This is a genomic window from Sphingomonas sp. (assembly GCF_030145815.1).
GTDB lineage: Bacteria > Pseudomonadota > Alphaproteobacteria > Sphingomonadales > Sphingomonadaceae > Sphingomonas.
The window spans coordinates 18,730-35,830 of record NZ_JAIXHL010000017.1 but is presented as its reverse complement, the minus strand read 5'-3'; the positions used below and the strand labels follow the sequence as shown (position 1 = coordinate 35,830).

10 protein-coding genes are annotated in these 17,101 nt (G+C 66.6%); 8 read left to right on the top strand and 2 right to left on the bottom strand.

Features of this window, described 5'->3' with window-relative positions; translation table 11 throughout:
- The first annotated feature begins 59 nt into the window (after window positions 1-59).
- From KYX69_RS15325 to otsA, 8 genes are all read left to right on the top strand, one after another.
- Window positions 60-2,180, top strand: coding sequence for an autotransporter assembly complex family protein (locus KYX69_RS15325; RefSeq protein WP_300498724.1), 2,121 nt, complete (start codon window positions 60-62; stop codon window positions 2,178-2,180).
- Window positions 2,180-6,376 (top strand): translocation/assembly module TamB domain-containing protein, encoded by a 4,197-nt coding sequence (locus tag KYX69_RS15320; protein WP_300498722.1) that lies wholly within the window; start codon window positions 2,180-2,182, stop codon window positions 6,374-6,376. Before KYX69_RS15325 ends, KYX69_RS15320 begins: the two co-directional genes overlap by 1 nt.
- Window positions 6,377-6,460: 84 nt before the next feature.
- Window positions 6,461-8,866 carry a prolyl oligopeptidase family serine peptidase gene (locus tag KYX69_RS15315; protein WP_300498721.1) on the top strand — a complete coding sequence of 802 codons (2,406 nt, stop codon included), beginning with the start codon at window positions 6,461-6,463 and terminating at the stop codon, window positions 8,864-8,866.
- 72 nt (window positions 8,867-8,938) lie between these two features.
- A complete protein-coding gene (locus KYX69_RS15310) occupies window positions 8,939-9,826 on the top strand; it encodes a retropepsin-like aspartic protease (RefSeq protein WP_300498719.1) in 888 nt (295 codons plus the stop codon).
- 57 nt (window positions 9,827-9,883) lie between these two features.
- Window positions 9,884-11,359, top strand: coding sequence for an NAD(P)/FAD-dependent oxidoreductase (locus tag KYX69_RS15305; RefSeq protein ID WP_300498717.1), 1,476 nt, complete (start codon window positions 9,884-9,886; stop codon window positions 11,357-11,359).
- A 79-nt stretch (window positions 11,360-11,438) separates the two neighbouring features.
- A complete protein-coding gene (otsB, locus tag KYX69_RS15300; protein ID WP_300498715.1) occupies window positions 11,439-12,203 on the top strand; it encodes a trehalose-phosphatase in 765 nt (254 codons plus the stop codon).
- The gene (locus tag KYX69_RS15295; protein ID WP_300498714.1) at window positions 12,200-13,996 is read left to right on the top strand and encodes a glycoside hydrolase family 15 protein; all 1,797 of its coding nucleotides are present in this window, start codon (window positions 12,200-12,202) and stop codon (window positions 13,994-13,996) included. The genes otsB and KYX69_RS15295 overlap by 4 nt, the downstream gene beginning before the upstream one ends.
- Complete coding sequence (gene otsA, locus KYX69_RS15290; protein WP_300498713.1) at window positions 13,993-15,408, top strand: alpha,alpha-trehalose-phosphate synthase (UDP-forming); 1,416 nt, start codon at window positions 13,993-13,995, stop codon at window positions 15,406-15,408. Before KYX69_RS15295 ends, otsA begins: the two co-directional genes overlap by 4 nt.
- On the opposite strand, the gene KYX69_RS15285 is transcribed toward otsA, so the two are convergent.
- Window positions 15,405-15,761 carry a Rieske (2Fe-2S) protein gene (locus KYX69_RS15285; protein ID WP_300498711.1) on the bottom strand — a complete coding sequence of 119 codons (357 nt, stop codon included), beginning with the start codon at window positions 15,759-15,761 and terminating at the stop codon, window positions 15,405-15,407. The two genes, otsA and KYX69_RS15285, sit on opposite strands and share 4 nt — an antisense overlap.
- A complete protein-coding gene (gene hmgA / locus KYX69_RS15280; RefSeq protein WP_300498709.1) occupies window positions 15,758-17,038 on the bottom strand; it encodes a homogentisate 1,2-dioxygenase in 1,281 nt (426 codons plus the stop codon). Before hmgA ends, KYX69_RS15285 begins: the two co-directional genes overlap by 4 nt.
- Between the last annotated feature and the right edge of the window lie 63 nt (window positions 17,039-17,101).

Here is a 17,101-nt window from a genome sequence, read left to right as displayed (position 1 = left end):
CGGGTTACGTGCTGTCTGAATATGGCGCGATCCCATTGGGAGGCGGGACTATTTCGGGCGTGCGTCTGGTCATTCTGCTGCTGGCAAGCGCTGCGTTCGTTCCGGGCGTCGCGGTTGCGCAGATCGATAGTGGTGCGGGCAAGCCCGGCCAGGGTGCGCCTTCGCGCGATCCGAAACCGGCGGAGCAGACCGCCCCGGCGGATGCCAAGCCGATCGTCCCGGACGAAGAGTTTTCGGAAGCGCTGCCACAACTATCCGACGATATCGACGCGCCGCTGGAACAGATGACTCCGCCGGCGCCGCCGATCGCGCCGGTCGAGCCGATTGAGGACGCGCCGCCGCTCGACGAAGCGGGAGCCGAGGCGGAGATTTCTGCGCCTCTGCCGCCGCTCAGCCAGTTCGACACAACGCCGATCGCCGAAGCGGTCGCCGCCAATGATGAAGCGGCGGTCGAGATCCGCTATGCCACACGCGTCACAGGCCTCGACGAGATCGGGCTGGAAGACCAATTCCGCGACCTGTCGGCGCTGGAGGATGGCGACGGCGTCGCGGCCAATGCCGCGATCATCGGCGCACGGGCGCGCGAGGATGAAGGGCTGGCAGTGCGGCTGATGAAGTCGCTTGGCTATTATGACGCGACCGCGATCTCGACGATCGAACAGACGCCTCAGGGTGACCGGCCGGTTACGGCGACGATCGCGGCGGTACCCGGGCCGCTCTACACATTGGGCGAAATCCGGGTCGAGGCCGATCCGACCGTCCCGCCCGCGCTGATCGCCGACAATCTGAAACTGCGCAGCGGCGAGCCGATCGACGCGGTGCGCGTGCAGGCGGCGGAGGCGGCGGTTAGCGTCGCACTGCCGCAAAACGGCTATCCCTTTGCCGAAGTCGGCCAGCGCGACATCCTGCTCGACGAAACCACCCGCACGGGCGACTATACCCTGCCCGTGGCGATTGGTCCGCGCGCGCGCTTCGGCGGCATCCGGACTGAAGGCGACAGCGTCTTGCCGCCCGACCATATCGGGGTGCTGACCCGGTTCAACCGCGCCGATCTGTACGACAGCCGCAAGGTCGATGATCTGCGCGACGCGCTGATCGCGACCAGCCTGTTTTCGACCGTGTCGGTCGAGCCGGTGAAGACCGGCCAGACCAACCCCGATGGGACCGAGGCGGTCGACCTGCTCGTGCGCCAGACCAAGGGGCCGCCGCGCACGCTGGCCGGCGAAGTCGGGTTCAGCACCGGGCAGGGGTTCCGCGCCGAGGTCAGCTGGACCCATCGCAACCTGTTCCCGCCCGAGGGCGCGCTGATCGCGACCGGGGTGCTCGGCACGCAGGAACAGGGCGCGTCGGCGACCTTCCGCCGCTCCAATGCCGGGCGGCGCGACCGCACCTTTCAGATTATCGCTTCGGCGCTGCGCTCGGATGTCGAGGCGTTTACCGGCCTGACCGGCACGCTCTCGGCGCGCGTCTCGTACGATTCGACCCCGATCTGGCAGAAGAAGCTGACCTATGCCTATGGCGTCGAACTGGTCGGGACGAGCGAGGATCGGTTTGATTTCACCCGCAATCTGCGTGAGCGTGGCGTCTATTTCATTGCCGCAGTGCCGCTGTTCGCCGGGTGGGATCAGTCCGACAATCTGCTCAACCCGACGCGTGGCTGGCGGCTCAAGCTGAATGTCAGCCCCGAAACTTCGGTGCGCGGCACGGCGCGACCCTATGCCCGTGCGCAGGTCGAGGGGACGATCTATCAGCCGGTGACCGACAGCATCGTGCTGGCTGGGCGCGCGCGGTTCGGGACGATCCAGGGGATCGATCGCAACGACCTTGCCCCGTCGCGCCGTTACTATGCCGGCGGCGGCGGATCGGTGCGCGGGTTCGGCTATCAGGAGCTTGGCCCCCGTGCCCCCGATGGCCGACCGGTTGGCGGGCGCAGTTTCAACGAATTTGCGGTTGAGGCGCGCTACCGCTTTGGCAATTTCGGGATCGTGCCGTTCCTCGACGCCGGGCAGGTCTATGAGGAATCGCTGCCGCAACTCAGCCGAATCCGCTTCGGCGCGGGCATTGGTGGGCGCTTCTACACCAATTTCGGCCCAATGCGGCTCGACATCGCCACCCCGATCGCGCGCAAGCCGGGCGAGAGCAAGGTCGCGCTGTACATCTCGATCGGGCAGGCATTTTGATGGCCGATGAGACGCCTGCGCCCGAGGTCGTGGTCGTGCAGCGACCGCTATGGCAGCGCGTTGCGAAATGGACCGGTATCGCGCTAGCCAGCCTCCTTATGCTGCTGCTCGCGGCGGTCGCGATCCTCGACACCGGGGTTGGGCGTCGTTTCGTCGCGGATCGGCTGGCGGGCTACACCACGGCATCGGGCCTCAACATCAAGGTTGGGCGGATCGAGGGATCGATCTATGGCGCGATGGTGCTGCGCGACGTGCGGGTCAGCGATCCCAAGGGCGTGTTCGCGACCTCGCCGCGCATCGCAGTCGACTGGCGGCCGTTCGCGTTCCTGAACAACCATGTCGACATTCGGTCGGCGACCAGCCCGCTGGTGCGCGTGGCGCGCCTGCCCGAACTCAAGCCGGGCGGCGATCCCAATGCGCCCATGCTGCCAGATCTCGATATCGATATCGGGCGACTGGCGATCGACCGGCTGGTGCTGGAACCACCGGTTGCCGGGCGGCGCCATATCGCAACGCTGACCGGCGAAGCGAACATCGCCGATCGCCGCGCGCGGGTGATCGTCAATGGTCGGACCTTGGGGCAGAGCGGGGGCGACGCGCTTGCGCTGGTGCTCGATGCGGTGCCGGATGACGACAAGCTCGACCTGCGCGCCGATTTGAATGCGCCGGTCGGCGGCCTGGTCGCGGGGCTCGCCGGACTCGAAGCACCGCTGGCGGTACGCGTCCGCGGCGCGGGCAGCTGGTCCGACTGGCAGGGGCGGGCGATCGGTCGGCTCGGCGCGGGGGAGCTTGCCGATCTGCGCATCGCCGCGCGCAGTGGCACCGTCCAGGTGCGCGGCATGACGCAGCCCGGCCTCTATCTGAAGGGCCCGGTCGAGCGGCTGAGCGCGGGCGGGATGCAGGTCGCGCTCGATGCGACGCTGGACCAGCGTCGCGCCGATACGCGGCTGCGGCTGCGGTCGCGCGCGATGGCGCTGATGACGATGGGCACCATCGATCTCGGGCAAAGCCGCTTCGACCAGTTCCGGGTCGAGGCAATGCTGCTGACTCCCGGCGCGATTGCTCCGAACTTGAATGGCCGGTCGGTGGCGGGCGAAGTCGCGCTCAACGGCCCGTTCGCGACCCCCACGGTCGACTACAAGCTCAAGGCCGCCGCACTGGGTTTTGGCGAGACGGTGGTCGAACGGCTTTATGCCGAGGGGTTGGCGACAGTGAATGCCGACCGCATCTTGATCCCGGTCAAGGCGCAGGCGGCGCGCATTTCCGGCCTTAATGCCGCCGCCGGGGGCTTGCTGACCAATGTCACGCTGGCGGGCGATCTAGCGATTACCGGCGACCAGATCCTGTCGGAGAATCTCCGTATCCGCTCCGACCGGATCGATGCGACCGCGATCCTCGCCGCCGACATGAGCACCGGACGCTATACGGGTGCGCTCAAGGGGCGCGTAAACGATTACCAGATCGACAGCATCGGCATCGTCAATCTAGAGACCGACGCCGATCTCTATGCCGCTGCTGGCGGTGGCTGGGGGATCAAGGGGCGGATCGTCGGGCGCAGCACGCGGTTGTTCAACGATGGCGTACGCAGCTTCCTCGGCGGTAATGCCGTCGCGCGCGTCTCGCTCGATTTCGGGCCGGATGGGATCATCCGCTTCAGCGATCTGAAGGTTGCCGCGCCGCTGTTTCGCGTGATCCGGGGATCGGGACGCTATGATCCCGCCGGTCCGCTCAGCCTGACCGCTGACGCCTGGTCCAACGCTTATGGTCCATTGTCCGCCCGCGTGACCGGCAGCCTGACCCGCCCGGTCGTCAACCTGCGCGCGCCGCGTCCGGGTGTAGGTGTCGGCCTTGCCAATCTCGAAGCGCGAATCGTCGGCGACAATGGCGCCTATGCCGTCGATGCCAAGGGCGACACCAGCTACGGCCCCTTCACCGCCGATGTGCTGGTGCGCACCGGCGAGCGCCTCGCGATCGATGTGCGCAGCGGGCGTTTTGCCGGCGCCGATTTCAAGGGCCAGCTGGTCCAGACTGCGGCCGGGCCGTTCGACGGCGATCTGCGCTTTGCCGGGTCGGGCCTCGACGGGTCGCTCGCGCTGTCGGCGGCGGGCCAGTATCAGCAGGCGGTCGTGCGCGCGACCGCGAACAACGCCACGATCCCCGGCGATATGGAGCTGGTGATCGGTCGCGCGATCATCAACGGCACCGCGATCCTTTATGACGACGCCCCCGCCATCACGGGGGAGGCGCAGGTCGCGAACCTGCGCAACGCGCAATTTACGCTGACCCGCGCGCGGGCGAAGATCGACTATCGCGGCGGCAAGGGCAGCGCGCAGGCGCTGGTCGAAGGATCCACCGCTGTCCCGTTCCGCGTCGCCGCCAATGCGCGGTTCGAGCCCAATCTGTGGCGCGTGGCGCTAGCTGGCCGCGCAAACAATATCGGCTTCAAGACCGCCCAGCCGGCGCAGATCGCGATTGCCGGATCGACCTATACGCTTGCGCCCGCACGGATCGATTTCGATCAGGGCAGCATGCGGCTGTCGGGCAATTGGGGCGAGGGGCTGCGCGTGCAGGCGCGGCTCGACAAGCTCGACCTGTCGGTCGCTAACGCGCTGTCGCGCACCGCCGGCCTTGGCGGTACGGTGACCGGGGCGCTCGACTTCAGCCAGGCCAGCGACGCCACCTTCCCGCAGGCGATCGCGCGGCTCAATGTCAGCAACTTCACCCGCTCCAGCCTCGGCGGCGTGTCGTCGCCGGTGGATATCAGCTTCGTCGGGCTGCTGCTGCCCGATGGCGGTGACGCGCGCGCGCTGATCAAGCGCGGATCAACCACGATCGGGCGGATGGTGGCGAGCCTTCAGCCGCTCGGACCGGGCGCGGGCAGCTGGACGACGCGCTTGCTCGCGGCGCCGCTCTCGGGCGGCATCCGCTATAATGGCCCGTCTTCGGTGCTGTTCTCGATGGCCGGCTTCCCCAATCAAAGCCTGTCGGGGCCGGTCGCCCTCGCCGCCGACTTCTCGGGACAGGTGCGTGCGCCGCAACTTGCCGGGCAACTGCGCGGTGAGAAGCTGACTTATGAGAATGAGACCTGGGGCACGCGGCTGTCGCAAATGTCGGTGCAGGGGCGGTTCGACAGCGATTCGCTGGAGATTGAGCAGCTTGAGGCAGTCGCGGGCAATGGTCGCCTGACCGCTGCGGGCACCATCGGCCTGTCCGCAGAGCAGGGGTTCCCGATCGATATCACCGCGCGTTTCCGTAACGCCCGGCTGGCGCGCAGCAATTCCCTTGGCGCGACCGCGACTGGCCAGCTGCGCATCACCAACGGGCTGGATGGTGGCTTGATCGAGGGGCGGATCATCATCCCCGAAGCCCGCTACCAGATCATCCGCCAGGGCGCCGCCGAAGTGCCCGAGCTGACCGGAGTCTATCGCAAGAGCGAGCTGACCGAGGATGGCAAGCGCCCCGTCCGCGCCAAACCCGCCGGCATCTTCAAGCTGAATGTCAGCATCGTCGCCGACAACCGCCTGTTCGTGTCGGGCATGGGCCTCGAATCCGAATGGAGCGCGCGGATGCAGGTGACCGGCACCTCCGCAGCACCGATCGTCACCGGTGAGGCGCGTGTGGTGCGCGGCACCTACAGCTTTGCCAGCCGCCGCTTCGAGCTGACGCGCGGGATCGTGAGCTTCGAGGGCGGGCCGCTCGCTGATCCGCAGATCAACATTGCCGCCAGCACCACGGCTGAGGGCGTGACCGCCAACATCAACATCACCGGCAGCGGACAGGTGCCGCGCATCGCGTTCAACTCGACTCCCAGCCTGCCGCAAGACGAAGTGCTCTCGCGGCTGTTGTTCGGCAGCTCGGTCACCAATTTGTCGGCGACCGAGGCGATTCAGCTCGCGGCTGCACTGAACTCGCTGCGCGCGACGGGCGGCGGCCTTAACCCGCTCGGCCAGCTGCGCTCGGCGGCGGGGATCGACCGGCTGCGCATTCTGGGTGAGGACGACACCACCGGTCGCGGCATGGCGCTCGCGGCGGGGCAGTATCTGACCGACGACATCTATGTGGAGATCATCACCGACGCGCGCGGCTTTACTGCGGTGCAGCTGGAGATCGCGCTGACCCGCGCGCTCAGCCTGTTGTCGCAGACGGGATCGTTCGGCGGATCGCGCGCGGGCCTCAAATATTCCAAGGATTATTGAGGGGATAGCCGTGCCGTCCATCGCAGGACGCGGTTGATCGATCGCCCCCGTTGCGCCTAGGCAGGGCGCAACGGAGGGTCACTGATGTACCGATCGCTTGCTGTCATCTCGTCGTTCGCACTCGCGATCGGGCTCGCTGCCCCGGCCTTGGCCCAGCAGGGCTATCAGACCCCGCCCCAGGCGGTGACCGACATCGTCACCCGCGCGCCCAGCCCGGGCGTGTCGGTGTCGCCCGATGGCTCGCAGATGTTGCTGATGGAGCGCGTCGCGTTGCCCCCGGTCGCCGATCTGGCCAAGCCGATGGAGAAGCTGGCGGGGCTGCGGCTCGACCCGTCGATCAACGATCGCCACGGCACGCGCGCGTCGGTGGGTCTGTCGCTGCAGGACATCGCGCGTGGCACCGTGCGCCGGGTCACGCTGCCCGCCGATCCCGATATTTCCGACGTGGCTTGGGCACCGGACGGATCGAAGCTGGTCTTCACCAACACCCGCGCCGACGCGATTGACCTCTATGTGCTCGACGCGAAGACGGCGCAGGCGCGCAAGGTGATGACGGGCGGGGTCAACCCGATCTTCCAGAATGCGCGCTGGCTGGCCGATGGATCGCTGCTCGTGCTGACGATCCCCGAACGGCGCGGACCGATGCCGGTCCGTTCGCTGACCCCGGTCGGGCCGGCAATCCAGGAAGCGACGGGCGGCAAGGCGGCGCAGACGCGCACCTATCAGGACCTGCTCCAAAACCCGCATGACGAGGCGATGTTCGCCTGGCTCGCGACCAGCCAGCCGGTGATCCTCGGACCCGATGGAACGCGGCGCGCGGTGGGCGCGCCGCGTATCTACACATCGGTCACGCCGTCGCCCGACGGCAAGTATCTGCTGATGGAATGGCTCGAGCGGCCCTTCTCCTATCAGGTGCCGTGGAGCCGGTTTCCGGTCACCAGCGCGGTCTATACGCGCGACGGCAAGCTGGTGCAGACAATCGCGAAGCAGCCGCTCGCCGATGCGCTGCCGGTGCAGGGCGTCGTGACCGGGCGCCGCAACATCGAATGGCATCCGACGGAAGGCGCGCTGCTGCTGTGGAGCGAGGCGCAGGATGGCGGCGATCCGCGCACCAAATCGACCAATCGCGACAATCTGCTCGCGCTCGCCGCGCCGTTCAATGGCACGCCCCGACTGCTCGCGCGGCTTGAGGACCGGGCTGCCGGAACCTACGGGATCGAGCAGTCGGATGACCTGATCGTGCGCGACTATGATCGCGACACCCGCGAACTGCGCGAAACGTTGGTCGATGTGACGGGTGGCAGCGCGCCACGCCAGCTCAGCATCCGCAACGTGCAGGATGCCTATGCCGACCCGGGCAGCCCACTGACGACCGTCACCGGGAGCGGTTTCGATGTCGCGCGCAGCAGCGATGGCAAGCTGCTCCTTTCAGGCGAGGGTGCGACGCCAGACGGGTTGCGCCCGTTCCTGCGCCGCTTCGACCTGACGACGCTGAAGACCGAAGAGCTCTGGCGCAATTCGGGCGAGCAGCTTGAAACGGTCGTCGATGTGCTCTCCGATGACGGACGCAGCTTCATCACTTCTTATGAAAGCCCGACCAATCCGGGCAATTTGCGGCTTCACGCAAGTGGCACCGCGCGCTTCCTGACCAACTTCCCCGATCCGCACCCCGAACTGACCGGAATCCAGCGCGAACTGGTCATTTACAAGCGCGCCGATGGCGTCGATCTGACCGCGACCCTGTATCTGCCGCCCGGTTACAAGCCCGGGGACAAGCTCCCGGTCGTGGTCTGGGCCTATCCGCGCGAATTCAACGATGCGGCGACCGCCGGGCAGAACCGCGACTCCCCCTATCGCTTCACCCGGATCAGCGGGATGTCGCATCTGTTCTTCCTGACCCAGGGCTATGCGGTGCTGGATCGCGCGGCCATGCCGGTGGTCGGTGCGAACCCCGAAACGGTCAATGACAGCTTCATCGAACAGATCGTCGCGAGCGCCAAGGCGGCGGTGGACTTCACCGTGCAGCGCGGCTTTGGCGATGGCGTGCGCGTCGGCGTTGGCGGGCACAGCTATGGCGCGTTCATGACCGCGCATCTGCTGGCGCAAAGCGACCTGTTCCGCGCGGGCATCGCGCGTTCGGGTGCCTATAACCGGACGCTCACCCCGTTCGGCTTCCAGTCGGAGCGGCGGGTGTTCTGGGACGCAGCCGACACCTATTACCGGCTGAGCCCGTTTATGGCGGCGAACAAGATCAACGAGCCGATCCTGTTCATCCATGGCGAGAATGACAGCAACCCGGGCACCTTCCCCGAACAGTCGAAGCGGATGTTCGCGGCGGTCAAGGGCACCGGCGGCACCGCGCGGCTGGTGATGCTGCCGCATGAGGACCATGGCTATCGCGGGCGCGAATCCGTGCTGCACACGCTCGATGAGATGTTCGACTGGTTCGACACATATGTGAAGAATGCGAAGGTGCCAGACGCGAAGTGACGCCGTAGTTGACACTCCCGTGACTTACTGAACTAATACAGTTCGGGATCGCGCAGGGGTGAGGTGGCGGGTATGATCAAGGCGGTTACACTGGTCTTGGCGGCGACAGCCGGCGTTGCATCGGGGCATGCGGAAGAGCTGCCAGCGGTGTGTTCGCTGACCGAAGTGGCGGCGAAGGACGCGATCGTCAGCGTGCCGTTCGAGACGGTCGATGGCCGCATCTATGTCATCGCGCGGGTCAACGGGAAGGGGCCGTTCCGCTTCGCCGTCGATACCGGGGCGAGCGGTCTGGGACGGGCCGACGCGCGGCTGGTTGCGGCGCTCGGGCTCACCGTCACCGGTTCCGGCAAGTCGTCGGACGGCGTTGCGACCGCGCAAGTGGACAAGGTGTCGCTGGACTCGCTTGAGCTCGGCCAGCTTGTGCGCCGCGACCTCAGCGTCATCACCCGCGACTATAATGGCCGCATGTCGAAGGAGGCGGCGTTCGACGGCATCATCGGGCGCGACTTCTTTGCCGACGGGTTGCTGGTGATCGACTATCCCAACCGCCGTTTGACCTTCACCCGCGCGGCTGAACTGACACCAAGCGCGCCGGGTGTTCTCCCCTATCAGCGCGCATTCCGCGTGCCCGTGACGATCGGACCGGTGGTCACAGAAGGGCAGTTGGACACCGGCGCGAATGTTGCGTTTGTCCTGCCCCGGTCGCTGTTCGACCGGATTGGGGGCGGCGCGATCACCGCAAGCGGCGAAGGAAATCTGACCAATACGACCATCAAGATCGATCGCGCGACCATGGCCGGGCCGTTCCGCATCGGTGCAGCATCGCTCGCCAATGTCGAAGTGCGCGTGTCCGACCGTTTTCCCGAGCTGCTGGTCGGCGCGCATGCGCTGAGCAAGTTCGCGTTGCTGATCGATCAGCGTAGTTCCAGCGTCGCCCTCTGCCCGCCCGCGCGGCGGTGACCGCACCCCATTGCGCTCAACTTACACGCATGTAAGTATCGGGGTCAGGAGAGCGCGATGGCCGAGCATTTCGACGTGGTGGTGGTGGGTGCCGGGATTTCCGGCATCGGCGCGGGATATTTCCTGCAGCGCGACTGCCCGGACCGCTCCTATGTGATCCTGGAGGGAAGGGAGCGACTTGGCGGGACATGGGACCTGTTCCGCTATCCCGGCATCCGCTCGGACAGCGACATGTATACGCTCGGCTACAGCTTCAAGCCGTGGACGGAGGCGAAGGCGATTGCCGATGGGCCGTCGATCCTGCGCTATCTCTACGAGACCGCGCGCGAACATGGCATCGACCGGCATATCCGCCACCAGCATCGTGTTGTGGCGGCGAGCTGGTCCACGCCCGATGCGCGCTGGACGGTGACGGTCGAGCGCGGGGCGGAGCGGGAGCGGGTGGAGTTTACCTGCAACTTCCTCTTCATGTGCTCGGGCTATTATAATTACGAGGCTGGCTACCTCCCCCATTTCGAGGGGCGGGAGGATTTCGCGGGCACGATCGTCCATCCGCAGCATTGGCCCGAGGGGCTGGACTATGCGGGCAAGCGCGTCGTCGTGATCGGGTCGGGCGCGACTGCGGTGACGCTGGTTCCGGAAATGGCGAAGACGGCGGCGCATGTGACGATGCTCCAGCGCTCGCCCACCTATATTGTCTCGCGGCCGAGCGAGGATGGCATCGCCAACTGGCTCCGGACGAAGCTGCCCGCCAAGCTCGCCTATCGCCTGACCCGCTTCAAGAATGTCGGGATGCAGCAGCTCTTCTACCGCATCGCGCGCAAGAAGCCGGAGCAGACCAAGGAGCGGATCGTGCAGATGGTCCGCGATGAACTCGGGCCGGACTATGATGTCGCGACGCACTTCACACCCAGCTATAATCCGTGGGATCAGCGTATCTGCCTCGTCCCCGATGCCGATCTGTTCGCCGCGATCCGCGAGGGGCGGGCGTCGGTGGTCACCGATCATATCGAGCGGTTCGAGGCGGACGGCGTCCGGTCGAAGTCGGGCGAACTGCTGCCCGCCGATATCATCGTCACCGCGACGGGGCTGGACCTGCAGCTGATGGGCGGGGTGCCGTTCACCGTCGATGGACAGCGGGTCGAGCCGGCGCAGTCATTGGGCTACAAGGCGATGATGTATTCGGACATTCCGAACCTCGCCTCGTCCTTCGGCTATACCAATGCCAGCTGGACGCTGAAGTCGGACCTGACCTGCGCCTATGTCGCGCGGCTGCTGAACACGATGAAGAAACGCGGAATGCGTCAGGCAACGCCGCGCGTCGGGGCCGACGTGACGCGGGAGGATTTCCTCAGCTTCACCTCCGGCTATGTCCAGCGCGCGATCGACCGCTTCCCCAAGCAGGGCGACAAGCGCCCGTGGCGGGTGCATCAGAATTATGCGCTCGACCTGATTGACCTGAAATTTGGCGGGATCGATGAGGGGATGGAGTTTTCCAACCCCGAACCGGCGCGGGTGCGCGAACTGGCGTAAGGCCAGCCTCTGACCGACTTTCCGCCGCATTGCAGCAGAAATTTCGGAACGATTGCGTTCCGGATGCATTGCCCTGTCGATGCCCGAGCTCATGGAACCGAACACGGCGGCGCTGCTGGCACCGCCTCCCGCCCATCTGGCCGATGGTGCCAGCCTGTTTCTCGACTTTGACGGAACGCTGGTCGAGATCGCGCCGCGTCCTGATGCGGTTGCGGTCGATGATCGGCTGCGCGATCTGATCTCGCAATTGTCGAGGCGTTTCGATGGCCGCATTGCGATTGTCAGCGGGCGCGGAGCGGCTGAGATCGATGCGCTGTTCGGCGGGCTCGATTGTCCGATCGTCGGCAGCCATGGCGCAGAATTGCGCGGTGTCGAGCGGGCGGAAATGCCCGAACGCCCGGCCGCGCTCGATACCGTCGCGGAACGCTTCCATGCGCTTGCCGCAACGCTTCCCGGCCTCGTGGTCGAGATCAAGCCGCTCGGCGTGGGCCTCCATTATCGCGGCGTGCCCGCTGCCGAAACCGAGGCCCGCGCGCTGGCCGAGGAACTGGCCGCAACGACTGGCCTGACGCTTCAGCGTGGCAAGATGGTGTTCGAACTGCGCGCGCCGGGCGACAAAGGCCGCGCCATTGCCGCGCTGATGGGCGCAATGCCCTTTGCCGGGTCGCGCCCGGTGTTTCTGGGCGACGATCTGACCGACGAACCCGGCTTTGCCACGGTCGCGCGGCTCGGCGGAGCCGGCGTGCTGGTCGGTCCGGTTCGGGAGACCGAGGCCGCCTATCGCTTGCCCGATGTGGCCTCCGCGCTGCGCTGGCTCGAAACGATTGCGGAGAACCCGGCATGACGCCCAATCTTGACCTGTGGCCGATCGGCAATTGCCAGGTCAGCGCGCTGATCGACCGCGCCGGTCGTTTCGTCTGGGCGTGTGCGCCCAAGGTGGATGGCGATCCGCTCTTCTCGTCCTTGCTCGACGGGCGCGACCCGCGTTCCGACGATGCGGTCGGGCTTTGGGCGATCGACCTGGAGGACTGCGCCAGCGTCGAGCAGCATTATCTGACGAACACGCCGATCCTCGTCACGCGCATGACCGACAGCAACGGCAGCGCGATCGAGATCACCGATTTCTGCCCGCGCTTCGAGCGGTTGGGCCGAATGTATCGCCCCGTCGCGTTCGCGCGGATCGTGCGTCCGGTGGCGGGATCGCCGCGCATCTGTGTCCGCCTGCGCCCGACGCGCAACTGGGGCGATCCGGCGGTGCTGACCACGGCGGGCTCGAACCATATCCGCTATCTGCTCGACGGGATGCAGCTGCGGCTGTCGACCAACGCCCCGGTCGGGTTGATGATGGATGAGCGCTGCTTCCGCGTCGAAAAGCCGCTGCATTTCTTCCTCGGTCCGGATGAAAGCTTCGCCGGGAATCTCGCGACCACGCTGGAGGAGATGCTGGGCTACACGACCTACCACTGGCAGAATTGGGCGCGCGGCCTCGCGACGCCGTTCGAATGGCAAGATGTCGTGATCCGCAGCGCGATCACGCTGAAGCTGTGCCAGCACGAGGAAACCGGCGCGATCGTCGCCGCGCTGACCACCTCGATCCCCGAACATGCCAATAGCGGGCGCAACTGGGACTATCGCTACTGCTGGATCCGCGACGCCTATTACACCGTTCAGGCGCTCAACCGCGTCGGCGCGCTCGACGTGCTGGAGGGGTATCTCGCCTATCTGCGCAACATTGTCGATCAGGCCAAGGGTGGGCATATTCAGCCGCTTTATGGCGTACAGGGCGAGAGCGTGCTGATCGAGAGCGAAGCGCCGCGCCTCGCCGGCTATCGCGGCATGGGGCCGGTGCGCGTCGGCAACCTGGCTTACGAGCAGGTTCAGCACGACGCCTACGGCCAGATCGTCTTGTCGAACGTGCAGGCGTTCTTCGATCAGCGCCTGTTCCGCATGGCCGGGCGCGAGGATTTTGAGGCGCTGGCGCGCGTCGGCGAACGCGCGGTCGAGCTGTTCGACAAGCCCGATGCGGGCCTGTGGGAGCTGCGCACGCGGCAAAGCGTCCACACCTATTCCGCCGCGATGTGCTGGGCAGCGTGCGACCGGCTCGCCAATGCTGCCGAGCGGCTGGGGCTCGAAGGCGATCGCGCGCTGTGGCAGGAGCGGGCGGACCGGATGCGCAAGGCGATCGAGGACGCGGCGTGGCGGCCCGAGACCAACCGCATGTCGGCGACGTTCAGCGGCGACGATCTCGACGCCAGCCTGATCCAGCTGCTCGACCTGCGCTTCATGTCGCCCGATGACGACCGCTTCCGCGGTACGCTCGCTGCAGTGGAAGAGGGATTGCGACGCGGCAGCCATATGCTGCGCTACGCGACCGAGGATGATTTCGGGCTGCCCGAAACCGCGTTCAACGTCTGTACCTTCTGGCTGATCGAGGCGCTGCACTTCACCGGCCGCGACGCCGATGCGCGCGCTCTGTTCGCCGAGATGCTGGAGCGGCGCACCGCCGCTGGCCTGTTGTCCGAGGATATCGACCCCGTGAGCGGGGAATTGTGGGGGAACTACCCCCAGACCTACTCGCTGGTCGGCATGATCAATTGCGCCGTCCTGCTGAGCAAACCGTGGAGCGCCATAAGATGAGCCGCCTGATCATCATCTCCAACCGAGTATCCGCGCCCAAGGATTCGCATGCCGGCGCGCAGGGCGGTCTTGCCGTCGCATTGCAGGCGGCGATCCGCGAATTTGGCGGCATCTGGTTCGGCTGGTCGGGAGAGACTGTCGAGGAATTTACCGGCCAGATCAATTTCCAGCGCGCGCAGGGCGTGACCACCGCGACCGTCGACCTCGAAGAGCAGGATATCGAGGAATATTATAACGGCTACGCCAACCGGACGCTGTGGCCGCTTTTTCACTATCGCATCGACCTTGCCGAATATGAGCGCGGCTTTGCCGGGGGCTATCAGCGCGTGAACGAGCGCTTCGCCGACACGCTGCGTCCGCTGGTCGAGAGCGAGGACATTTTGTGGGTGCAGGACTATCACATGTTCCCGCTGGGCCAGTGCCTACGCGACCGTGGCGTGAAGAACCGGATTGGATTCTTCCTCCACATCCCGTGGCCGCCGCGCCGCCTGCTTGCGACCATGCCCGAGGCGCAGGAGCTGGTGCGCACGATGTTCGCCTATGACCTGGTCGGGTTTCACACGCAGGAATGGCTCGACTCGTTCCGCGACTATGCGACCTATGAGCTGGGTGCGACGGTCGAGGGCGACACTTTGGTGCTGGGCGAGCGGCGGCTGCGCGCGATCGTCGCGCCAATCGGGATCGACTGCAAGGAGTTCGTCGCGGGCGCATCGACCGCCGCAGCAAAGCTCGCCTATCGCCGGATGCGCGACAGCGCGGTCGGACGCGACATGATCGTCGGGGTTGACCGGCTCGATTACTCGAAGGGGCTGGAGGAGCGTTTCGCGGGCTACGAACGCTTCCTCGCGGAGCATCCCGAGGAGCGCAAGGAAGTGTTCCTGCTCCAGATCGCGCCGCCGTCGCGCGGGGCGGTGGAGAGCTACAAGAAGATCCGCACCGCGCTGGAGGGGCTGTCGGGGCGGATCAACGGCGCCTATGCCGACACCGACTGGGTCCCGATCCGCTACGTCAACCAGGGCTATCCGCGCGACGTGCTCGCGGGCATCTATCGCGCGGCGCGGATCGGGCTGGTGACGCCGCTGCGCGACGGGATGAACCTGGTCGCGAAGGAATATGTCGCGGCGCAGGACCCCGAGGATCCCGGTGTGCTGATCCTGTCGCGCTTTGCAGGCGCAGCGGCGCAGCTCAAGGACGCGGTGCTGGTCAATCCCTACAGCGCCGACGAAGTGTCCGACGCGATCATGCAGGCGTTGCGCATGAGCCGTGAGGAGCGCAAGGCGCGCTGGCGATCGATGATGGACAATGTCGAGGCCGAGGATGTGGTGTGGTGGCGGACGCTGTTCACCGATGCGCTGATGGGCAAGGACACACCTGCGCCGATTCCGGCGCATAACGACGTTGCGGCGGCTTAAGCGGTAAAGATCGCGCCGTCGCGCACTTCGAGCGGCCACGCGGTGAGTGCAGCGCCCGTACACGGGCCGCCGACGCACATCCCGTCCGCGATGCGAAACAAGGCTCCGTGCCAGCTGCACTGGATCATGCCGCTATCGCCGGTGAGATACGCGTCGAGCTGTTGCGCGAGCGGCAGCCCCATATGCGGGCAGCGATCGACATAGCCCGCGACGCGGTCGCCGCTGCGCACCGCGAAGCCGTGGAAGCGCCCGGCCTTCATTTCCAGCACGAAGTTGCGCGCGGCGCCGTCGGCGATCAGGTCGAGCGGGCCGAGCCGGACACCCGGCGGGGTGGCGGTGAGGCGCTCGCTCACTCGGGCAGCTGCGCCTTCGGGAAGCCAGCCCAGGCCGCATCATAGTCCTCCTGCGCCGTCGCCAGCGCATGCGTGGTCGGGCGGTAGGGCCAGCAGGTTTCGACCATGAACGCCATCGTACCGTCGATCTTGTGCGGCTTGAGATCCGCTTTGCTCGCGCCCTCCCAGCTCGCGACATCGGGGCCGTGGCCGGCCATCAGATTGTGCAGCGACAGTCCGCCAGGGACGAAGCCGTCGGCCTTGGCATCATATGCACCGTGGATCAGGCCCATCGCCTCGCTCATCACGTTGCGGTGGAACCAGGGCGGGCGGAACGTGTCTTCGGCGACCATCCAGCGCGGCGGGAAGATCACGAAATCGGCGTTCGCGCGGCCCGGCACGTCGCTCGGCGAGGTGAGGACAGTGAAGATCGACGGATCGGGATGGTCGAAGCTGACCGTGTTCATCGTGTTGAACCGCGACAGGTCATAGCGCCACGGCGCGAGATTGCCGTGCCATGCCACGACGTCGAGCGGGCTGTGGTCGATGGTCGTGGTCCACAGCTGACCGAGCGACTTCTGGATGACCTCGAACGGCTCGTCGCGATCCTCATACCATGCCGCCGGCGTCTCGAAATCGCGCGGGTTGGCGAGGCCGTTGGCGCCGATCGGGCCGAGATCGGGGAGGCGGAACAGCGCGCCGTAATTCTCCGCGACATAGCCGCGCGCGGTGCCGTCGGGCAGCAGCGCACGAAAGCGCACGCCACGCGGGATCAGCGCGATCTGGCCGGGGGCGATGTCGATCCGCCCCAGTTCGGTCAGGAGCGTCAGTCGCCCGGCCTGCGGGATGAACAGCAGCTCACCATCCGCGTCGAAGAAGACGCGGCGGTCCATATCGGCGTTGGCGGCATAGACATGCACCGCAACGCCCTCGAGATCCTCAGGGTCCCGGGTGACGAGCATGGTCGTCATGCCATCGATCAGGTCGGTGCCGGGCGCGGGATCGGCGATCGGTCCCCAGCGCAGGCGGTTTGGCGCGAGCGGCGCTGCATCCGGCTGGGCCACGCAGCGCGCGGCGGCGGTGTAAGGCGCGAAGGGCGGATGCTCGGCGCTCGGGCGCATCCGGTAGAGCCAGGAACGGCGATTTTCGTGACGCGGCGCGGTGAAGGCGGTGCCGCTCAATTGCTCGGCGTACAGCCCATAGGCTGGGCGCTGCGGCGAGTTGCGCCCGATCGGGAGCGCGCCCGCGACCGCCTCGCTCGAGACGTGATTGCTGAAACCCGGGAAATAGTCGGTCATGGATCAGACCCTAAAGCGCGCTCTGGCGTGTAGTCGGATGAGGGGGCGGTCTTGGCCGCCTCC

Bases quoted from the DNA above. Each gene is read 5' to 3' on its own strand.
- otsA (WP_300498713.1), top strand. From the start codon at position 13,993: ATGAGCCGCCTGATCATCATCTCCAACCGAGTATCCGCGCCCAAGGAT.
- KYX69_RS15310 (WP_300498719.1), top strand. From the start codon at position 8,939: ATGATCAAGGCGGTTACACTGGTCTTGGCGGCGACAGCCGGCGTTGCA.
- KYX69_RS15315 (WP_300498721.1), top strand. From the start codon at position 6,461: ATGTACCGATCGCTTGCTGTCATCTCGTCGTTCGCACTCGCGATCGGG.
- otsB (WP_300498715.1), top strand. From the start codon at position 11,439: ATGCCCGAGCTCATGGAACCGAACACGGCGGCGCTGCTGGCACCGCCT.
- hmgA (WP_300498709.1), bottom strand. From the start codon at position 17,038: ATGACCGACTATTTCCCGGGTTTCAGCAATCACGTCTCGAGCGAGGCG.
- KYX69_RS15295 (WP_300498714.1), top strand. From the start codon at position 12,200: ATGACGCCCAATCTTGACCTGTGGCCGATCGGCAATTGCCAGGTCAGC.
- KYX69_RS15320 (WP_300498722.1), top strand. From the start codon at position 2,180: ATGGCCGATGAGACGCCTGCGCCCGAGGTCGTGGTCGTGCAGCGACCG.
- KYX69_RS15305 (WP_300498717.1), top strand. From the start codon at position 9,884: ATGGCCGAGCATTTCGACGTGGTGGTGGTGGGTGCCGGGATTTCCGGC.